This is a genomic window from Secundilactobacillus odoratitofui DSM 19909 = JCM 15043 (assembly GCF_001434895.1).
GTDB classification, from domain to species: domain Bacteria; phylum Bacillota; class Bacilli; order Lactobacillales; family Lactobacillaceae; genus Secundilactobacillus; species Secundilactobacillus odoratitofui.
In genome coordinates this window covers 458,254-476,579 of sequence record NZ_AZEE01000028.1, presented here as the reverse complement: position 1 = coordinate 476,579, position 18,326 = coordinate 458,254, and the positions used below count along the sequence as shown (strand labels likewise).

The window sequence follows — 18,326 nt, the reverse complement described above, 5'->3', positions numbered from 1 at the left end:
TGGTAGTACGACAAAACGAGGAGTGAATTTGCACATGAACGGGACCCACCTTTCAGCGCGATTACAGACGGTAGCTGATTTTGTGCCAACTGGTGCACGATTAGCTGATATTGGTTCTGATCACGCGTATTTACCAGTTCATTTGGCCAAGGCTGGTCAATTAACCCATGCAATAGCCGGTGAAGTGGTCAAAGGCCCATTTGAAAACGCTGAGCAAGAAATTAGTTTAGAAGGCTTAACGGCAGTGATCACGGCCAGACTAGCCGATGGACTAGCGGCAATCAAACCAGAAGATCAGATTGATACGGTCACTATTGCCGGCATGGGTGGCACTTTGATCGCTACGATTTTAGAGCAGGGCAAGGTTCATCTTAATCACCATGAACGCTTAATCTTACAGCCCAACGTGGGTGAAGACAACGTCCGACGTTGGTTACAAGCGAATCAATATCAGATTATTGCTGAACGAATCTTGGCCGAAGATGGTCATATTTATGAAATTATTGTGGCCGATCCAGTGGCTCAAACGGTGGTATATACTGATAATGAACTTAAATTTGGGCCGTTTCTGTTGACTGAGAAGAGTCCGGTTCTGAAAGCCAAGTGGCAACGAGAATCACAACGGCTCGGTCAAGTTATTAAAACGATGCAGCAAGCCAAGCATGCACCACAAACCAAAATTGCGGACTTTCAAGCCCAACAGCAATTGATCCAGGAGGTCATTTTAGATGAAAGTTAGGACTTTGATTGAACGTTTCGAACAATTTGCACCCAAGTCAATTGCAGAACCGAAAGATCCAGTCGGTTTGCAACTGGGGTCACTTGATGCTGACGTCAATAAAGTATTAGTTACGTTGGATGTTCGTCCAGAAGTTGTTGAAGAAGCTATTTCAGTTGGTGCCGATTTGATTTTCGCGCACCACCCCATGATGTTTCATCCAGCTCGCAACTTGGATTTGAGTGATCCGCAAAATCAAATGTACGCCAATTTATTACAACACCACATCACGGTTTACGCTGCCCACACTAATCTGGACAGTGCCGAAGGTGGTATGAATGACTGGCTGGCTGAAGCCCTTGGGTTGACCCAAACGACTGGGTTGGTGGCTGGTGTTCGTGAGCCCACTTATTTACTTAGCGTCCATGTCCAATCAATTTACGCTGATGCAGTTCGGTTAGCCATGGTCGGTGCTGGTGCTGGTGAAATGACGCGGTATTCTGGTGCAAGTTTTGAGTGGAACGGTACCACCTGGTACACACCTCTACAGGGCGCAGATCCTGATCTCGGACCAGTTGGTGAACGCAATCGGGTTGAAGAACTGAGTGTTTCAGCTTGGGTACCCGCTAGCAAATTAAGTGCGGTCACTGCAGCTGTAAATGAAGTTTACCCTGGTGGTCACCCGGCTTTAGAAGTCACACCACTGGCTAACACAGGTCATCAATTTGCTATGGGCCGGATTGGCGAATTACCCGAGTCGATGTCGGTGATGGCGTTCGCCAAACATTGTAAAACGGTTTTTGGTGTTGATGGTTTGCGGGTGATTGCCAAAGATTTAGACCAACAAGTTAAAAAAGTGGCCGTCTTAGGCGGTGACGGTGGTAAATTCTTTAAACTAGCGCAGCAAAAGGGCGCGGATGTGTATGTAACTGGCGATGTCTACTACCACACTGGTCATGACATGATTGCCGCTGGCTTACCAGTGATTGATCCCGGCCACCATATTGAAAGTATCTGTAAACCGAAATTAACCACGTTATTTAACCAGTGGCAGACCCAATACCAGTGGCCAATCGAAGTGGTTGCGTCGACTTTAAATACTGACCCATTTACGTTTATTTGAAAGGAAGATTAAGATGACTTACGATCAATTGATTCCTCGTTTTTTGAAGTATGTAAAAGTTGAGACCCGTTCTGACGAAACCAGTTCAACGACACCTTCAACACAAAGCCAAGTTGCGTTTTTGAATGATTTAGCCGCAGAATTAAAAGGCATTGGCTTGACGGATGTTCACGTTAGTCAGCCGAGTGGCTACGTTTTTGCGACGTTGCCATCTAATGTTGATAAAGATGTGCCAACGATTGGTTTTATTTCACACGTTGATACAGCCGATTTCAATGCCCAAAACGTCAACCCACAAATTGTGACGGATTATGACGGTGAGTCCGTGATCAACCTTGATGCTGCAGGTCAATATCGACTGGATCCAGCTATTTTTCCGAGCTTGCGTAAGTATAAGGGTCACACGTTGATCACAACGGATGGCACGACACTTCTGGGCTCGGATGATAAGTCTGGCGTCGCTGAAATTGTGACGGCAGCTGAATACTTGATGGCTCACCCAGAAATTAAACATGGGACGATTAAGTTTGGACTAGGACCGGACGAAGAAATTGGTACCGGTGCCGATCACTTCGACGTTGCCGACTTTGGTGCAGACTTTGCTTACACCGTCGATGGCGGTCCCCTTGGTCAATTGGAATACGAAACCTTCAACGCTGCAGACGGCCGGGTTCACATTACTGGCACCAATGTCCATCCTGGCGATGCAAAGGATACCATGGTTAATGCAAACCAAGTGGCGATTGATTTTCACAACGCATTACCTGAATTAGAGCGGCCAGAAAACACTGAGGGCCGGCAAGGCTTTTTCCACTTGTATAAGATTACTGGAGACGTCGATACGGCTGATTTAGGTTACATTATTCGCGACCATGACCGGGCCCGGTTTGAAGCACGCAAAAACCTGTTTAAAGGCATCGGTGATCGGCTCAACCTGAAATACGGCGCAGGGACAGTCACCGTAACGGTTAATGACCAGTATTACAATATGCGTGAAGTGATTGAAAAAGATATGAGTGTTGTTGAATTGGCGAAACAAGCGATGCTTGAACTTGGTATCAAACCGGATATTGCGCCAGTGCGTGGTGGGACAGATGGCTCCAAGATTTCGTTTTTGGGGTTACCAACGCCAAACATCTTTGCGGGCGGTGAAAATATGCATGGCCGGTTTGAGTACGTTTCAGAACAGACGATGCAACAAGCAACCGATGTGATTTTAAAAATGATTGAATTGAACGTGACTGATTAAGTGGATCAACTCACAAAATTTTTTACGAGTGAGTGTGAAGAAGACAGCCTGCTCCCTTATGATGAGGGGACAGGCTGTCTTAGATTACAGGGTTCATACCCAAACGCGGTTGTTTGTACGTGATTTAAACTCAAAAATGGAGGCAGTGAAAATGACGGATTACGCCATTTTGTGTGAAAAAGCGAGTGCTGCAAAGAACTTTGCCAGTGCGCTCGGTGGCACCAGCGGCAGTTTCGCCGGAAAGAGTTACCAAATCGTTCATTCCCATGGCCATTTAATGGAATTTGTGGATCCCAAAGCGCAGGTTTCAGAAGATAAAGTCTCGCGTTATCGGTCATGGAAACTAGAGCACTTACCCTGGGACGTTTCTGATTTTAGCTGGGAGAAACAACCAATCGTCGCCAAAAACCCGCGAACCGGTCGTCAAAAGTCGAGTCGTTCTGACATTACGGCGATAAAAAAAGCAGTGAAGGATTGTTCCGCACTGGTCATTGCCACCGATGTTGATCCGTCTGGCGAAGGGGAATTGCTGGCTTGGGAAATTATCAATGCGATCAACTGGCAAAAACCGGTTAAACGGCTGTATTTTGCTGACGAAGAAGCAACTTCGATTAGATCGGGGTTCGAACAAATCAAATCGTTGCCAGATCAGTTTCAAGACGGTGACTTTTTGAAGGCTGATGCGCGTAGCAAGTGGGATTTTTTGTCAATGCAGCTCACACGGATTGCCACCACCGTGACCAAAAAAGCTGGCTATCCGGTTAAAGTAGTCCGCGAGGGACGATTGAAGTCTTTGATGGCGCGCCATGTATATGAGCAGCTACTGGCGATTAAAAATTATCAACGCAAACCGTATTACGAAGTTAAATTTCAGGATCAATACCAACACATCTTCGCGCGTCAGGTTAAGGATGAATCGGCCATCGCTGTAATTCGCCACCAGCAGCAGGAACAGGCGAAACAAGAACTCACACAGTACCATGAAAGTGCCATCACGAATGTTAAGACGGCTAAACGCCATTCGGCACCACCCAAGCTGCTTGACCTGTCAAACTTGGCTTCGATTTTAGCGCCAAGGGGTTATAACGCCAAAGAGGTACTTTCAACTTATCAAAAAATGTATGAAGCCAAAATCGTGAGTTATCCGAGAACGGATGATAGTAAAATTTCATTAGCACAATTCAAACAGCTATTACCATTGGTACCAGCAATTGCCAGTGTGGCTGGTGTTGACCAGGCGTTGCTGACTCACAAGCAGCCACGGTTTACCCACGTCACAACTGGGAGTGTGGATCACGGGGCCAACCGACCGGGAACCAAGGTACCAAGTTCGCTAGGTAGCTTAGCCAAGTACGGTAAGTCCGGTCCCGCCATCTATGAAGTCGTGGCTAAAAACTACTTAGCAATGCTTGGTGAAGACTATGTTTTTAACCACGTTACAGCAGAATTGGCCGATTACCGGGATTTTAAAACCGCTTTTAACGTTCCAGTTGCCTTAAATTACAAATTAATATTTGATAGTTCTCGTCAAATCAGCGATGACGAAGCTGAGGGAAAAGTTAATGGTCGTTTGGGGAAAACGGCGACGCCCTTTATTTTTGAAGGTGCGAACAAAAAGCCGGTCAAACCCACGATGAAGTGGTTAATGAATTATTTACAAAAACACCAGATTGGCACCGGGGCAACACGGGTATCAACCCTATCTCAGATTACGGTCGGTACTACGGCACTGTTAAAAGAGCGTAAAGGTGTGTTGAGTATGACCAATACCGGCACGATTTCGGCCGTTCTCACGGAAGGTACCATTATCAGTAGCACCAATGCAACCAAGCGGTTAATGGACTTAATGCAGCAAGTTGGTCAGTTTGAACTACCGCCAGAAGAACTTTTAAAAACGGCTACTCAGACCGTCACCCATGATTTACCCGTGATGGTTGCCAACGCGGAAAAATTAACTGCGGTGGTAGGTGATCCCGAAAAAATGATCAAACACTACCCTAAAAAAGCGAAGTTCGGTGGTGAAACCAGTAGTGGTGAGACGGTGAACTTTAATCAAGTTTGGGGTGGCCACCAGTTTACGCCAACTGAGGTCAAGTCATTATTAGCGGGGGAAGAAATTCAGTTTGAAATTAAGACGAAACGTGGTAAAGCGATGCAAGTTCACGGTAAACTAGCCCAACAGGTTTATCGTGGTCATCAGTTCTGGGGGTTTAAACCGGCTGACGATGTCTTTTCTAAGCGGTCAAAATCAACGTCACATTCACGCCGTAAATACCGTTAAATAAGTTTGGTCAAAAAAGGTCAAATAATTTTTATTTGCGACATGTAGTATGCTAAAATGAAACCATTAAACGAATTGGAGATGATTGAGTCTATGAATCCAGATCTCTTAACGCAGTCAGTTTCGGATGCCATTGCGGAAGCCCAACAGATTGCGGTTAACCGTAAGCAGCAGGCAATTGGGGTATCTCACCTCTTTAAATTTTTAATTCAACCTGGTCAACTCGACCGTCAAATTTTTAGTGAACTTGGCTTAGATATGGATCAGTTAAACGCCGAATTGGACCGTGAGATCAATTTAATCAGTACAGTTGAGGGCGAACAGGTGACTTATGGTCAAAACCTTTCGCCGGATATGTATCGATTACTTCAAAAAGCGGATGAAGTTCGAAAAGAACTTGGCGATGACTATATCGCCAGCGACACACTCATTTTAGCAGTCGTTCAGATGAGCGGTAGCCGGTTAGGCGATTACCTGAAACAACAAGGCATCACCTTACAACAGGTCAAAAATAAAATTCAAACGATTCGTGGTGGTGAAAAGGTGACGTCAAAGAATCAGGAAGAGGGTTTTCAGGCCCTCGATAAGTACGGCATCGACTTGGTAAAGGCCATGAGAAGTGGTGAACGGGATCCAATTATTGGCCGTGATGATGAAATTTTGTCGGTGACCCGTATTCTATCCCGTAAAACCAAAAATAATCCGGTTTTAATTGGGGAACCGGGGGTTGGTAAAACGGCTATCGTCGAAGGATTGGCACAACGAATTGCCCGTGGCGACGTACCGGAAAACCTTAAGAATAAAGTAATCTTTTCGCTTGATATGGGCTCACTCATTGCCGGTGCCAAGTATCGTGGCGAGTTTGAAGAGCGATTGAAGGCCGTTTTAAATGAAGTTAAAAAGAGCAATGGCGACATTATCATGTTTATTGATGAAATCCATAATATCGTTGGTGCAGGTAAGACAGAGGGTAGTATGGACGCCGGCAATTTACTGAAGCCGATGCTAGCGCGTGGCGAATTGCATCTGATTGGTGCCACCACAACGGATGAATATCGCAAGTACATGGAAAAGGACCGAGCCCTTGAACGACGTTTCCAAAAGGTGGCGGTCAGAGAACCTTCTGTCGAAGATACGATCACGATTTTACGTGGCTTGCGTGAACGGTTTGAGATTCACCACGGCGTTCGAATTCACGATAACGCATTGGTGGCTGCGGCTAAGCTATCGGACCGCTACATTACTGATCGTTTCTTACCTGATAAAGCATTAGATCTGATTGATGAGGCTTCAGCATCGATTCGAGTCGAAATGAATTCAGCACCCACAGAATTAGATCAGGCCAGAAGACAGCTGATGCGTCTTGAGGTGGAGGAAGCTGCTTTGAAGCAGGAAACTGATGAGGCCTCTAAAACCCGCTTAACGGAAGTTCAAAAGACTTTGGCGGACGTTAAGGAGACGGTGACGAACTTAAATGCGCGCTGGGAAGACGAAAAACATGCCCTTGACGCCTTGAGTGAAAAGAAGACCGCGCTGGACAAGGCTACCCGTGAGTTAAGCGAAGCGGAGAACAAGTACGACCTTGATCGAGCAGCGGTCTTACAGCACGGCACGATCCCCCAACTCAAAAAAGAGCTTGCCGAAATGGAGCAAAAGGATCACTCTGGTGATTGGCTCGTTGAAGAGTCAGTTACTGAGCAAGAAATTGCGGCAGTGGTTGCTAAAATGACAGGGATTCCAATTAACCGACTGGTGGCAACGGAACGTGAAAAGTTGCTTCATCTTGCCGATAACTTGCATCAACGGGTCATTGGTCAAGATGAAGCTGTTCAGGCGGTTTCTGATGCCGTATTACGGTCTCGTGCAGGATTACAAGATCCAAGTAAGCCACTGGGGTCGTTTCTATTCTTGGGACCGACTGGCGTTGGTAAGACTGAGCTTGCTAAAGCCTTAGCTGAGTCACTGTTTGACTCTGAGGACGAGATGGTGCGCATCGACATGAGTGAATATATGGAAAAAGAATCAGTTTCCCGGTTAGTCGGTGCGGCGCCAGGTTACATCGGTTATGAGGAAGGCGGCCAGTTAACTGAGGCAGTTCGTCGTCATCCATATACGATTGTTTTATTTGATGAAATTGAAAAAGCCCATCCAGATGTATTCAACGTGCTATTACAGGTACTAGATGACGGGCGTTTAACGGATGGACAGGGTCGAACCGTGAACTTTAAAAATACCTTGTTGATTATGACTTCTAACCTTGGTTCTGATATCTTACTTGATGGCACGGATGAAAACGGTGTGATTGCTGATAGCGCGAAGGCCCAGGTCGCTAGCCTATTGCAACGTTCCTTTAAGCCGGAATTTTTAAACCGAATCGATGACACGATTATGTTTAAGCCGTTAACACTGACGGACGTTGAACAAATTGTGACGAAGTTGATCGACAAATTAACCAAACGTCTGACCGAACAACAAATTGGGTTGACGATCACACCTGAAGCAACTCACTGGTTAGCGCAACGCGGGTACTTACCAGCATATGGGGCCCGGCCACTTCAACGAACCATTACCAACTTGGTTGAAACCCCACTGGCTAAACTGATCATTTCAAACACGGTAACTTCGCAGTCCCAAGTTGAAATTGCTTTAAATGCAACTGGAGATGGCATCGTGTTCAATCAACTTGAAAAAGCAGTTGATTAAACCATCAAAGTTAAGCACAAAAAAAGTTGACTCACCGAGCAATTCGGTCAGTCAACTTTTTTTAAACGCTAGGAATATGGATCAATCGTGGGATTTGACATCTGAGGCGGACAGCAACGAAATGCCGTTAACCAGAATCAAAGCGACTACTGCAGCGATGACACCAATTTCTAGTTTATTGTAAGTCATTAATTCCAAAGCGCCACCAATATAGCCAATCACTTCACCGAAGATGACGGCCCAAAAGATAACGACTAGGTTTGCTTCTAATTTCTTCATAGTAGACACCTCACAATCAATAGCAATTTTAGCATGTTGCTCGTTAAAATGAAAGTCAAATTAGAGGTGGCTGGCTGAACTAAGCTGACGGACTCTGTTATAATAAATGAGATGATTAACCAGAAAGGATGCCGACACGCATGTTTGTACCGCTACAAGTATTGAGCAGCTACAGCTTATTACAAAGTACCAACCAATTAGAGCCATTAGTTAAAACGGCCGCTCAACGCGGGTATCAGGCCCTTGCATTAACAGATCGCAATGTCATGTATGGCACAGTCGCGTTTTATCAGCTCTGCCAAAAGTACCATGTCCAGCCGTTGATTGGGCTAACGTTAACGCTGGCAGGGCAATTTGCAACGGACCAATCATTCGAATTGGTACTGTTGGCTAAGAACCAAACGGGATATCAACATCTGATGGCTATCAGCTCATTTACCCAAACCCAGTCAGATAATCAACCAGTTGAACTGGCCCAAGTTCAACAGTGGTTAAGTGACCTAGTCGTCATTGTGCCCAATCACAGTGAACTTCAGTTTTGGCTTACACAGGGTCAACGAGCCTCCGTTATGCAGTTACTGGATCAATATAAATCAGCTGTTGATCCGGACAGCTTAATGCTGGGTATGGCCACGACGCTATCAGAGACCCTTCGCCAAATGATGACTAAATTAGCAGCGGACGCGCGGGTTAAAGTCGTGGCGCTACCAGAAGTTCATTATTTGGATCCAAGTGACCAATTTGCCGTTAACGTTTTAACTGCAATTAAAGACGGGACGACAATCAGTAACCTTTCAGAAGCTCGACAAAAACAGGGCCAGTTTTGGTTACGTCCAGCTGCCGAATTTAATCAATTATATGAAGATTTGGGACTCCCACAAGCTGCTAAACAAACGCAGGTGATTGCAGATATGTGTCAAGTTGAGCTGAAGTTTCAACACCCACAATTACCACAGTATGCCACGCCCAACCAAGTGTCGGCCCAAGTTTATTTAAAACAACAGTGTGAGGCTGGTCTTCAAACCCGGCTACGGGACAATCACATCTCTGATGCTATGCCTTATCAAGACCGCTTGCAGCATGAGCTTGAGGTGATTGACCGAATGGGGTTCAATGATTATTTCCTGATCGTTTGGGACGTTATGCAGTTCACGAAGCGTGCTGACATCACAACCGGCCCCGGACGCGGATCGGCTGCCGGCTCACTCGTTGCATATTGTCTGGGTATCACGGACGTTGATCCCTTACGCTATAACTTACTGTTTGAACGATTCTTAAACGAAGAACGGGCCCAGATGCCAGATATCGACTTGGATATTCCGGATAATCGACGCGAAGAAGTGCTGGAATATGTTCACCAAACATATGGACATGAACGAGTTGGCCAAATTATCACTTTTGGCACATTAGCCACCAAGCAGGCACTTAGAGACGTAGGTCGGGTGTTTGGCCTGCGACCGTACGAGTTAAATGAGTGGAGTAAAACCATTCCCAATGTGTTACACATTACGCTCAAAGAGGCATACGATCAGTCACAACCATTGCGTAATCTGGTGGCGGATGCCTCTTTAAACCAGTTACTTTTTGAAACTGCTTCGAAGCTGGAAGGTTTACCAAGACATTATTCTACCCACGCTGCTGGGATTGTCTTAAGTGATCAACCACTGACACAAATCGTCCCAGTTCAAAATGGGTCAGAGGCCATGTTAATGACGCAATACACCAAGGACTACGTTGAACAGGTCGGTTTGTTGAAGATGGATTTTTTGGGCCTTCGAAATCTCAGTTTATTGGCCGCAGCATTAAAGTACGTGCGGGTGCAAACCGGCCAGCCATTGGCAATTAGTCAAATTGATTTAAACGATCCTCAAACACTAGCTTTGTTTCAACAGGGTGATACGAACGGGGTCTTTCAGTTTGAATCAGCTGGTATCAAAAACGTGCTTCGTCGGTTAAAGCCAGATTCATTTGAACTCGTGGCGGCCGTCAATGCGTTGTATCGGCCAGGACCAATGGAAAATATTGATCACTTTATTAAACGGCGATTTGGTCAGGAACCAATCAGCTATCCAGATGCGTCGCTGAAGACGATTTTAGCACCGACGTACGGTATTATTGTTTACCAGGAGCAAGTGATGCAGGTAGCCTCGGTGATGGGGGGCTTTAGTCTTGGTCAAGCCGACTTACTAAGACGGGCAATGAGTAAGAAGAAGCGGGCCACAATGGACGCCATGCAAAAACGGTTTATTGAGGGCGCCACAAAGAAGGGGTACAACCAAGAGGTGGCCATGAAAACCTTTGATTATATTGACCGGTTTGCCAACTATGGGTTTAACCGTTCTCACGCGGTTGCTTACAGTAAAATGGCGTTTGAGCTGGCTTATTTGAAAACCCATTATCCGGCGGCTTTTTTTACCGCCTTGCTAAACTCGGTACTCAACAACGGTACCAAGACGAAGCTTTACTTAATGGAAGCCAAACGTCATCAGGTTCGGATTCTTCCGCCAGATATTAATGCCAGCGGCGCCTATTTCAAACTTGATCACAACCAGATTCGGTTCGGCCTTGCCTCAATCAAGGGCATGCGTCGCGATCTGCTACAAAGTATTTTGAATGAACGACAAGCCAATGGGCCGTTCAAGTCACTTCATCAGTTTTTGGTACGACTTGATGCCAAATGGTTAAAAGTTGATTTAATTGAAGGCCTGATTTACGCGGGGGCGTTCGACCAGTTTGGCTACAATCGTGCTGAGCTGGTGGCGAGTTTACCCGAATTTGTCAGCAGTGTGGAACTTAGTGGCAGTAGTTTAGATTTGTTTGAAACGCTGGCGCCCAAAATTAATCACGTGCCGGATTTTGATTTAAACCAGCGACTTGAAAAGGAAAACGAATACTTAGGTGCCTACTTATCCGGTCATCCAGTTGAACAGTATGCGAAATTAGCTCAGCAACGTCACGCAGTGTCAGTTGGTGATTTAGTCGTAGACCAAACGGTAACCGTGGTTGTTTACGTCACTAAAATTCGGACGATTCGAACTAAACGTGGCGATCAAATGGCCTTTTTAACCGCTAATGATCTCACGGGAGAACTCAGTATTACCGTTTTTCCTAATACTTATCGGCAAATCATGACCTGGTTGCAGCCGGAACAAGTCATTGTCGTCTCTGGTAAAACTGAAATGAACCGTGGCAGTGTTCAAGTAGTTGCCCAAGCCATTCAACAAGCAGAGCGGTTATCACAATCAACACCGACAACCCCCAATGACCAACCCACCAATCAGGCTAAGTGGTTCTTAAGGGTCACCCCTGATTATGACATGGAGACCTTGATGCCCAAGCTGCTTGACTTTTTGACTGCGCATCGAGGAACTAATCCAGTCATTTTGTTTCAGGTGAGTGATGATAGTAAACGGATGCTGAGTCAACGTTATTGGTTGCCAGCCGATGAGCAATTGGTCCAGCCATTAGAAGAAATTTTAGGACAGCATAACGTTGTTTTACAAAGTTAGGGATTGGTTTCATTAAAAATTAACGAGATAAAAGGGCATGAAAACGCTTTTATATCAGAAAAGAGCGGAATTTAAGAAATCCAAGCAGACAATAATTTTGAAAAGTGATAGAATAGCTATCGGAATCCAAAATGGCCTGATATTGATGTGTGAATCATCACAAACTGATGAAACAATCAATTGGTCTAAAACTCAAAGGAGAGATTTTTCTTATGAAGAAAACCAAGATCGTAAGTACACTTGGTCCTGCAAGTACCGATGTCGATACAATTGTTAAGTTAATTGAGGCCGGCGCTAACATTTTCCGGTTTAACTTCTCTCATGGTGATCATGAAGAACACCTTGGTCGTTTAAACAACGTCCATGAAGCAGAAAAGATTACTGGCAAGACTGTTGGTATCATGCTTGATACTAAGGGTGCCGAAATCCGGACGACTGTTCAAAAGGACGGCAAGATCCAATACCGTACTGGCGACAAGCTTCGCATTTCAATGGATGAATCCTTAGAAGGTACTAAGGAAAAGATCGCGGTCACTTATCCAGGCTTATTCGACGACGTTCACGTTGGCGGCCACGTTTTATTTGATGATGGTTTGCTTGACATGGTTGTTGAAGAAAAAGACGATGCCAACAAGGAATTAGTTGGTACCATGCAAAACGATGGTTTGCTTGGTTCACGTAAAGGTGTTAACGCACCTGGCGTTTCAATCAACTTACCAGGGATCACTGAAAAGGATGCTTCAGATATTCGTTTTGGTTTGGATCACGAAATTAACTTCATTGCGGCTTCATTCGTTCGTAAGCCACAAGACGTTATGGATATTCGTGAATTATTGGAAGAAAAGCACATGGAACACGTCCAAATCTTCCCTAAGATTGAATCACAAGAAGGTATCAACAACTTTGATGATATCATCAAAGTTTCAGATGGTTTGATGGTTGCTCGTGGTGACATGGGTGTCGAAATTCCTACTGAAAACGTGCCTTTGGTTCAAAAGAGCTTGATCCGCAAGTGTAACGTTTTAGGCAAGCCAGTGATCACTGCTACCCAAATGTTAGACTCAATGCAAGAAAACCCACGTCCTACTCGTGCCGAGGCATCTGACGTTGCCAACGCTGTCTTTGATGGTACTGACGCAACGATGCTTTCTGGTGAAAGTGCTAATGGTGAATACCCTGTTGAAGCCGTTGCTACTATGAACCGGATCGACATCAAGGCTGAAAACGCCTTGAAAGACTTTGGTACTGACCACATGGACTTAAACGGTGGCGACGTGACTGAATCAATTGGTGCTTCCGTTGCTCGTGTTGCCAAGAGCCTTGGCATCAAGACCATCGTTGCAGCTACTGAATCAGGTTACACTGCTAAGATGATCAGCAAGTACCGTCCAGACGCAGACATTTTGGCCGTTACATTTGATGACCGTACTCGTCGTGGTTTGATGGTTAACTGGGGTGTTTACCCAATCGTTGCCGAAAAGCCAGCTAACACTGACGAAATGTTTGACTTAGCTGCAGCTAAGGCCGTTGAAACTGGCTTAGCCAAGGAAGGCGACTTGATCTTGATCACTGCCGGTGTTCCCGTTGGCGAACGCGGTACGACGAACTTGATGAAAGTTCAATTGATCGGTTCAAAGTTAGTTCGCGGCCAAGGCGTTGGCGATGACACTGTTATCGGTAAGGCTGTCGTAGCTAACAATGCTGACGAAGCTAACAGCAAGACGACTGAAGGCAGCGTATTGGTTACTAAGAACACTGACAAAGACTATTTGCCAGCTATCGAAAAGGCCAGTGCCATCATCGTTGAAAACGGTGGCTTAACTTCACATGCGGCCGTTGTTGGTATCTCAATGGGGATTCCAGTTATCGTTGGTGCTGAAGGCGCTACTGATAAGATTTCTGACGGTGAATTGATCACTGTTGATTCTCGTCGTGGTGTTGTTTACCACGGTGCTTCAAACGCACTTTAAGCTTAAGTGAATGTCAAAAAGTCCGACTTTGGTCGGGCTTTTTTATTTTGCGGTGCATTCTTATTAGTGTCCCAATCATGATAAGTGACGGTAGTACTAAAATGACACCATATTTGTCGGCTACTGGGCTTCCCAAGCTAAGGTCATCTGTGCGATAATAGCAGATGTATCGGCAAATGGCCGGCAAGTCGTCACTTTGACTGACTTGTGGAAAACGAACGGGGAATAAAATAATATGAATGATGAATTACTTACTTTACTTGGCCGAGTCATCAGCGGTGAGGTTTCTGATGAAAACGACAAGGAATACTTTGTTTCAGTGAATGGGTTAACGTTTCGGTTAGCCAAAGCAGAGATTCAAAAACCACTCAAAATTGGGAGTCATTTTAAGGGTTATGCCTACGAAAATGAACAACACCAATTACAAATCACCCGAGATGTGCCCAAAGTTCAAGTTGATCACTATGGGTTTGGTGAAGTGGTCCGCGTGCAGCATGGGTTGGGCGTGTTTGTCAACATTGGCCTGCCAAATAAGGACATTGTCGTGTCACTGGATGATTTGCCTGAAATGGCCTCATTATGGCCGCAACGTGGCGATCGGTTAATGTTAGCGATTAAAATTGATAAGAAGGGCCGGATGTGGGGCGACTTAGCTGACGAAATGCTCTATCGGGTAATTGCGCAACCAGTGACCGGCAAGTTGACTAACCATGACGTTGTGGCCACTGCCTATCGATTAAAATTGGCCGGGACCATGGTGATGACGAGCGACTATCAACTTGGCTTCATTCATCCGTCCGAACGAGATGAAGAGCCACGTTTAGGTCAACAGTTAAACGCCCGGGTCATTAGCCAGTATCCTGATGGCACCCTGAAGTTGTCGTTACGGCCACGCGCTTACGAAGCAATCAGCGATGACGCTTTGATGCTATTAGCGACCCTTCAACACGCACCAGAGGGGCGTATTAACTATACCGATAAAAGTGATCCAGAAGATATCAAGGCTTACTTTGGCATTAGTAAGGGGCAGTTTAAACGTGCAGTTGGCCATTTGATGAAGGTCAGATTTGCTGAACAGCACGATGGTTATCTCTGGTTAACCGAAGCGGGACGTGACCATGATGGACGAACAAATTGAGGATTACCTGCATAATTTAAAAATTGAGCGTGGTTTAGCGCCCAATACAATTGCAGCTTACCGACAGGACCTAGAGGCGTTTAAGCAATTTTTAGGTCAACAACGGGTCACCACTTTCGCTGAAGTTGACCAATTAACCATTTTAAATTATTTGAAGTCACTCCAAACAGCTGGTAAAGCTCGCAATAGCGTTACTCGAACCGTTTCAACGCTGCGCCGTTTTTTCCGTTATTTGGTTCAACAAGAGGAACTCACAGTTGATCCGATGGCTGAAGTTCGGGCACCAAAACACGCCCGCACGCTGCCCGCAGTTTTGACGGTTGATGAAGTAAACGCCCTGCTTGAAGCGCCAGATACGTCGAACAAATACGGTATCCGGGATCGGGCCATTTTAGAGGTCATGTACGCGACTGGGTTACGTGTCAGCGAACTCGTTCACCTGAAATTGGGTGAATTGCACCTCGAAATGGGCCTGATTCAAACAGTTGGTAAGGGCAATAAAGAACGAATTATCCCAATCGGCGACGTCGCGATTAGCTGGATTGACCGTTATCTAACCCAAAGTCGGCCGCTATTGCTTAAGCAACGCACATCACCATACCTGTTTTTGAATGCCCATGGCAGTGGTCTCAGTCGTCAAAGCATCTGGCAAAAAATTCAGGGTTATGTGAGTTTAGCCGGTATCAAAAAACACGTGACGCCACATACTTTGCGGCATTCGTTTGCAACCCACATATTAGAAAACGGCGCGGATCTACGAATTGTCCAAGAATTACTCGGACATTCCGATATCTCGACCACCCAAATTTATACGCACATTTCAAAGAAGCGCTTAGCCGAGGTTTACCAACGGACACATCCACGCGCGTAAGTTTTCAAGGAGGCGACAAGTTGTTACTCAAGTACCGAACAGATTATGAAAAAGTGGCAATGGGATTGCTCTCCTTTGTGCCGGCACTTAAAAAAATCGATCGCTTGCAAGCTGAACTGCAGTGGTATCAGGATAGTGAGGCTCGCCAGCTACTTTTGTGGAAGGATCTCAACCAAGATTTTTCAGGCATTATTGGGGTTGAATTACGACCGGATTTTGCTATTGTTCGTTTGATTGCGCTCACGCCAGCGGTTCGGGATGCCAACCAAACCTCAACGATGCTAGATGAACTAGCGGACATGTATCCTGATCAACGATTGATGGGGACGCTTGAGACGACCAAAGTGATTGCAAAGTGGGAGGCTAGTCATGAGTGATCAGCCGGTGATCCACATTCAAAACTTTGAAGGGCCACTTGATTTGCTGCTTCATTTGATCAAGTCATCGTCAATTGATATTTACGATATTCCAATCGTTGCCATTACTGACCAGTACATGACAGCGTTACGTTCAATGCAGGACCACCAATTGGACGTTGCCGGCGAGTACTTCGTGATGGCGGCAACCCTCATGAAAATGAAGGCAAAATTGCTCTTACCGGTCACCGATGAACCGGTCGAAGACGATGAAGAACCAACCTTAGAAGAAATGCAAGATCAATTGGTTAACCAACTTATTCAGTATCAACGATATAAGCAGGTGGCGAGCTGGTTTAAGCAACAAGCCATTGCCAGACAAAAATTTTTTACTAGACCTGAAATGACGATTCCGGCAGGTGTTAAACTAGGCAAACTGGCACCAGGGTTGACCACGCAAGATTTGCAGCGGGTTATTTTAGCGTTAACCAGAAGGCGTCATCAACCGGAATTACCGATGCGGTTAATTGAAAGTGAACAGTTCACGGTTAAAATGCAGATGAAAAAAATTCGGTTCAGACTCAGTCAGGTGAGGGTGGCCGTACCGTTTGGTCAATTGTTTGATCAACGGCCCAATAAAGAAGAGCTGGTGACGACGTTTTTAGCGCTGCTAGAAATGACCAAGCAGCATGAAGTTGCGCTTGATCAGCCTAACCGGGTGGTGCCCATCACGGTTAAACCAGCGAAGTTGGGGGAAAATGATGAGTAAAATGCAACAACTCGAAGCCCTACTGTTTGTGAGTGGCGAAACGGGTTTAACAATTAAAGAATTGGCCAGCTTAACGGGGTCACTTGTACCAGCCGTGAATCAGACTTTGGCTAAATTAAATGAAAAGTACCAATCTGACCCTGATTGTGCTTTAGTGATTTTAAAAAGTAGTGAGACGGTGAGGTTAGCAACCAAAGAAACGTTGGCACAATTAGTCAGTCAATATTTTGAGGCACCCAGCTCAACCGGGTTATCTCAAGCTTCGCTAGAGGTTTTGGCGATTATTGCGTATAATCAACCTATTACGAGAATCGAAATTGATGAGATTCGTGGCGTCCAAAGTTCAGCAACCTTGAACAAACTATTGCTGCGCCAATTGATTACCGAGGCAGGTCGACGTAAGGGACCGGGCCGGCCAAAACTGTATCAGACAACGGACTACTTTACTGATTACTTTGGTCTGGATAATATTGACCAATTACCACCATTGCCAGAGGCGAAAACAACTGCCGATGATCAGGCTAATGGGGATTTATTTTTAAAACGCTTCAACGAACAATTTAATGTGGAGGACAATTAATGGAACGATTACAAAAGGTAATGGCTCACGCAGGTGTTGCATCACGGCGGGGTGCCGAAAAACTGATTACGACCGGACACGTGAAGGTCAACGGTCAAACGGTGACAGAGCTTGGCGTAAAGGTTGGTAAACATGATTCAGTGATGGTTGATGAGATGCCCATTCAAACCGAAATGCCAGTTTATATTTTGATGAATAAGCCACGCCAAGTCGTCTCCACTGTGCACGACGATAAACACCGTAAAACGGTCATTGACTTACTTGATAATGAAATCCGAGAACGGGTCTATCCAGTTGGTCGCTTGGATTACGATACAACGGGCTTGTTGTTGTTGACTAACGACGGTGCCCTAGCAAATCAGTTGACCCATCCTAAGTATGAGGTTGAAAAAACCTATATTGCTAAAGTACAGGGGATTCCGACCAACGATGAGTTAAAACAGTTACGCAAGGGCGTTAAGGTCGAAGGCAAACTCACGGCACCTGCTAAATCGAAGCTTGTTTCCAGTGATCAGGCGAAAAAGACGGCCATTGTATCACTGACCATTCATGAAGGAAAGAATCACCAAGTTAAAAAGATGTTGCAGGCCATTGGCCACCCAGTGATGAAGCTAAAACGGGAGAATTACGCCTTTTTGACTTTGAAGGGCGTTCAACCAGGTGAATTTCGTGATTTAAATCCGGAAGAAGTCAAGCAACTCAAAAAACTAGTGTCACTTGATTAGTTTGATTCAGATAGTCAAAGTTTTCGGGAATTATACAATTTGCTTGCTTTTTAAC

Annotated in this window: 14 protein-coding genes; 13 read left to right on the top strand and 1 reads right to left on the bottom strand. The window is 45.5% G+C overall.

Annotated elements, in window-relative coordinates; all coding sequences use genetic code 11:
• Positions 1–34: 34 nt before the first annotated feature.
• The 5 genes from FD04_RS07200 (at position 35) to clpB (ending at position 8,074) form a co-directional block, all read left to right on the top strand.
• Entirely contained in the window at positions 35–739 is a 705-nt protein-coding gene (locus tag FD04_RS07200; protein ID WP_054700992.1) for a tRNA (adenine(22)-N(1))-methyltransferase, read from the top strand.
• Entirely contained in the window at positions 729–1,841 is a 1,113-nt protein-coding gene (locus FD04_RS07195; RefSeq protein WP_056947962.1) for a Nif3-like dinuclear metal center hexameric protein, read from the top strand. The genes FD04_RS07200 and FD04_RS07195 overlap by 11 nt, the downstream gene beginning before the upstream one ends.
• A 13-nt stretch (positions 1,842–1,854) precedes the next feature.
• Positions 1,855–3,090: a peptidase T gene (gene pepT, locus FD04_RS07190; RefSeq protein ID WP_056947961.1), complete on the top strand. Its 1,236-nt coding sequence runs from the start codon at positions 1,855–1,857 to the stop codon at positions 3,088–3,090.
• Positions 3,091–3,241: 151 nt separating this feature from the next.
• Positions 3,242–5,371 (top strand): DNA topoisomerase, encoded by a 2,130-nt coding sequence (locus FD04_RS07185; RefSeq protein ID WP_056947959.1) that lies wholly within the window; start codon positions 3,242–3,244, stop codon positions 5,369–5,371.
• Positions 5,372–5,464: 93 nt separating this feature from the next.
• The gene (gene clpB / locus FD04_RS07180; RefSeq protein WP_056947957.1) at positions 5,465–8,074 is read left to right on the top strand and encodes an ATP-dependent chaperone ClpB; all 2,610 of its coding nucleotides are present in this window, start codon (positions 5,465–5,467) and stop codon (positions 8,072–8,074) included.
• An 81-nt stretch (positions 8,075–8,155) separates the two neighbouring features.
• Here the strand turns inward: clpB and FD04_RS07175 are convergent, their stop codons facing one another.
• Entirely contained in the window at positions 8,156–8,353 is a 198-nt protein-coding gene (locus tag FD04_RS07175; RefSeq protein WP_054700990.1) for a YjzD family protein, read from the bottom strand.
• Positions 8,354–8,493: 140 nt separating this feature from the next.
• On the opposite strand from FD04_RS07175, the gene dnaE reads away from it, so the two are divergent.
• The 8 genes from dnaE (at position 8,494) to FD04_RS07135 (ending at position 18,271) form a co-directional block, all read left to right on the top strand.
• Positions 8,494–11,862, top strand: a complete 3,369-nt coding sequence (dnaE, locus tag FD04_RS07170; protein ID WP_056947955.1) for a DNA polymerase III subunit alpha — start codon at positions 8,494–8,496, stop codon at positions 11,860–11,862.
• Positions 11,863–12,074: 212 nt separating this feature from the next.
• On the top strand, positions 12,075–13,832 hold the full coding sequence (pyk, locus tag FD04_RS07165) for a pyruvate kinase (protein ID WP_056947953.1): 1,758 nt from the start codon (positions 12,075–12,077) through the stop codon (positions 13,830–13,832).
• A gap of 235 nt (positions 13,833–14,067) precedes the next feature.
• A complete protein-coding gene (locus FD04_RS07160; RefSeq protein ID WP_054700988.1) occupies positions 14,068–14,970 on the top strand; it encodes a CvfB family protein in 903 nt (300 codons plus the stop codon).
• Positions 14,954–15,841: a site-specific tyrosine recombinase XerD gene (gene xerD, locus FD04_RS07155; RefSeq protein WP_191981752.1), complete on the top strand. Its 888-nt coding sequence runs from the start codon at positions 14,954–14,956 to the stop codon at positions 15,839–15,841. Before FD04_RS07160 ends, xerD begins: the two co-directional genes overlap by 17 nt.
• A gap of 20 nt (positions 15,842–15,861) precedes the next feature.
• On the top strand, positions 15,862–16,218 hold the full coding sequence (locus tag FD04_RS07150) for a hypothetical protein (protein WP_054700986.1): 357 nt from the start codon (positions 15,862–15,864) through the stop codon (positions 16,216–16,218).
• Positions 16,211–16,966: a segregation and condensation protein A gene (locus tag FD04_RS07145; protein ID WP_056947949.1), complete on the top strand. Its 756-nt coding sequence runs from the start codon at positions 16,211–16,213 to the stop codon at positions 16,964–16,966. Before FD04_RS07150 ends, FD04_RS07145 begins: the two co-directional genes overlap by 8 nt.
• A complete protein-coding gene (scpB, locus tag FD04_RS07140; RefSeq protein WP_054700979.1) occupies positions 16,959–17,546 on the top strand; it encodes an SMC-Scp complex subunit ScpB in 588 nt (195 codons plus the stop codon). The genes FD04_RS07145 and scpB overlap by 8 nt, the downstream gene beginning before the upstream one ends.
• The gene (locus FD04_RS07135) at positions 17,546–18,271 is read left to right on the top strand and encodes a pseudouridine synthase (RefSeq protein WP_056947947.1); all 726 of its coding nucleotides are present in this window, start codon (positions 17,546–17,548) and stop codon (positions 18,269–18,271) included. Before scpB ends, FD04_RS07135 begins: the two co-directional genes overlap by 1 nt.
• Positions 18,272–18,326: the final 55 nt, after the last annotated feature.